This is a genomic window from Streptomyces sp. ID05-39B (genome assembly GCF_033794725.1).
Classification (GTDB): Bacteria; Actinomycetota; Actinomycetes; order Streptomycetales; family Streptomycetaceae; genus Streptomyces; species Streptomyces bobili.
Window position 1 is genome coordinate 1 of sequence record NZ_JARGEF010000458.1, and the last position, 2,549, is coordinate 2,549.

2 protein-coding genes are annotated in these 2,549 nt (G+C 74.5%); one reads left to right on the forward strand and one right to left on the reverse strand.

Translation table 11 applies throughout. The features are described from left to right. Positions 1-902: lytic murein transglycosylase (locus P1P75_RS41010; RefSeq protein ID WP_319265000.1), on the reverse strand; the 902-nt coding region annotated here is incomplete at its 3' end. A gap of 339 nt (positions 903-1,241) precedes the next feature. Between P1P75_RS41010 and P1P75_RS41015 the strand changes: the two genes are divergently transcribed. Continuing rightward, positions 1,242-2,078 (forward strand): DUF4184 family protein, encoded by an 837-nt coding sequence (locus P1P75_RS41015; protein WP_319265003.1) that lies wholly within the window; start codon positions 1,242-1,244, stop codon positions 2,076-2,078. The last annotated feature ends 471 nt before the right edge of the window (positions 2,079-2,549 follow it).

The window sequence follows — 2,549 nt, forward strand, 5'->3', positions numbered from 1 at the left end:
GTCGTGCCCGGCGGGGTGGTCCTGGGCGGGGTGGTCGCGGGGCCGCCGCTGTTCTCGTCGCTGCGGTTGTCCGGGAGGGTGCCGGTGCCGTCCGGGACCTCGTGGGTGCCCTTGCGGTAGTACTCCAGCCACGACACGACGGTGTTGTAGTAGTCCGTCGAGTTGTTGTAGCTCAGGATCGCGCTGCGCAGGCCGGTGTCGGTGGACATGTCCCAGCTGTAGCGGCACAGGTAGTGACCGGCGGCGAGCGCGGCGTCGTAGATGTTGTTCGGGTCCTTCGCGCCGTCGCCGTTGCCGTCGCGGCCGGCCCACTCCCAGGTGGACGGGATGAACTGCATGGGGCCGACGGCGCGGTCGTGCGTGGTGTCGCCGTCGAAGGCGCCGTCGTCGGTGTCGCTGATGTTGGCGAAGCCGTTGCCGTCGAGGACCGGGCCGAGGATCGCCGAGCGGGTCTTGCCGTCGGCGTCGACGTTGCCGCCGCGGGCGTGGCCGGACTCCACCTTGCCGATGGCGGCGAGGAGTTCCCAGGGCAGGTTGCAGCCGGGCTTGGACCCGGCGAGCGACGCCGCGGCCTTCTTGTAGGCGTCCAGGACGGTCGCCGGGATGCCGGCCTCCGTGTCGCCGGCGGCGACCGGACCGGTGCCGGTGCTCTGGCTCGGCGCCGGGGCGGGGCTGTTCAGCGGCGGCAGGTCCGTGTAGTACGGCGAGTTGCCGGTGGCGCTGTCGTCGGTGCCGGCCGCGGATCCGGTGTCGGCCGACGGGGCGTCCGCGGCGGCCCGTCCGCCCGCGCCGCCGGCCGTGACGTCGGGTGCCTGGGAGGCGGCCAGAGCCGCGACCGCCAGTGCGGCCACGGTGGTGTTGACCGCACCCTTGCGCAGCCTGCTGCCGAAATGCGCCGACATGAAGTGAACCCCTCCCGTGGACACTCGAGCGCCCGTTTTCGTCCGTCTCGCCCGTCCCGTGGGACGCCTTGCCTCACTCGCCCCCTGAGGGACGGTCAACCTGCCGCGACATTGCCGTCACGGGCGGTTTGCGCTGATCTGTTCGGTTGTCCGACCGCCCATTCGCGCGGCGGCGGCCCAGGCGACCCTACGACAACTTCTTTACGACCGGCACCCGTTCGAGGCCGCTGTTCACCGCCCCACCACATGCCGTGGGGGCGTCGGAGGCGTCCCGCATACTGGTCCGACCGTCGATGTCCGAGCCGGCCGGCCCGGCAACACCCGCGCCGAGGAGCCTCGTTGCCGTTCACTCTGAGTCATGCCGCGGCCGTGCTGCCCGCAGTACGCGCCGACGGCACCGGCCGCGGACGCCTGGCGCCCGCCTTCCTCGTCGCGGGGTCGTTCGCTCCGGATATGACCTACTACGCGGCGAGCGTCCTGTCCGGGGCGATGGAGTTCGGCGACGTGACGCACTCCTTCGCCGGTGTCCTCACCGTCGACGTGCTCCTGGCCTGGGCGCTGGTGGGGCTGTGGCTGCTGGTGCGCGAGCCGCTCGTGGCGCTGCTGCCACGCGCACGGCAGGGCCGTACGGCCGTCCTGACGCGCTGTGGTTCGCCCCGCGCGCGTGTCCGGCCGTCCACGGTGGCGTGGTGGTACGTCTCCGCGGTCCTCGGCGCGCTGACGCACGTCGTCTGGGACGCCTTCACCCACCTCGACAGGTGGGGCATGCGGGTGTTCCCCGTCCTCGGCGAGACGATCGCGGGCTCCCCGCTGTACTGGTACCTGCAGTACGGCGGTTCGGCCGTCGCGGCGCTGGTGATCACCGCGTTCGTCGCCCACGCGCTGCGCCGGACCGCCGCCGGTGAGCCGCTCGGCGTGCCGGTGCTGTCGGCCCGCGACCGCTGGTGGGCCGCGGGCCTGATCGGCGGCTGCGCCCTGGTCGCGGCGGTCCGCAGGGCGCTCCGCTGGTGGGAGTACTGGGGCCCGAGCGCCGAACCGTACGAGCTGATCCCGACCCTGTGCTTCGGGGCGGGGGCGGGGCTGGTGCTGGGCGTTCTGCTGTACGCGGGTGCGGTGCGGGTGTGGCGGCGGGCGGAGGACGGTGCGCCACAGCGGGACGAGGTGCGCGTCGGCTGAGCCGGGTCGTCGCCCGTTCAGCGCGCGCCGAACCGGTCCGCGCCCGGTGTCGTGCTCGGTGTCGTGCTCGCCGAGAAGACGGCGATACGGCGTCCCGCGCGCGGCCTTCGCGGTCGGCGCAGGGCGGCGAGAACGAGGCTCAGGTGGCCGCGGGCACGCTCGGCCAGGGGCCACAAGGTGCGGTGCAGGCGAGTGCCGTGCCCGCGGGGGCCATCCTGGCGGGTGCCTTCCCCGCGGGGGAGGAAGGGGGCGGTCCGGCGTCGGAGACGTGCGGCCGTCTCGCGCAGCGCCGTGAGAGGGGGCCCGGGGACGCGGGGTGTGGCCGCGCCGGGCGCGAGGGCGGGGAGCGGTCGCCGGGTGGGCGTCCCGTCGGGGCGGCCGTGGAGGAGGCCGTGCCGCGTACGGCGGTCGCCGGGGCGGTCGCGACCGTCGAGGCCCTGGTGCCGGAGGACGACGGGTCGGCCGAGGCGG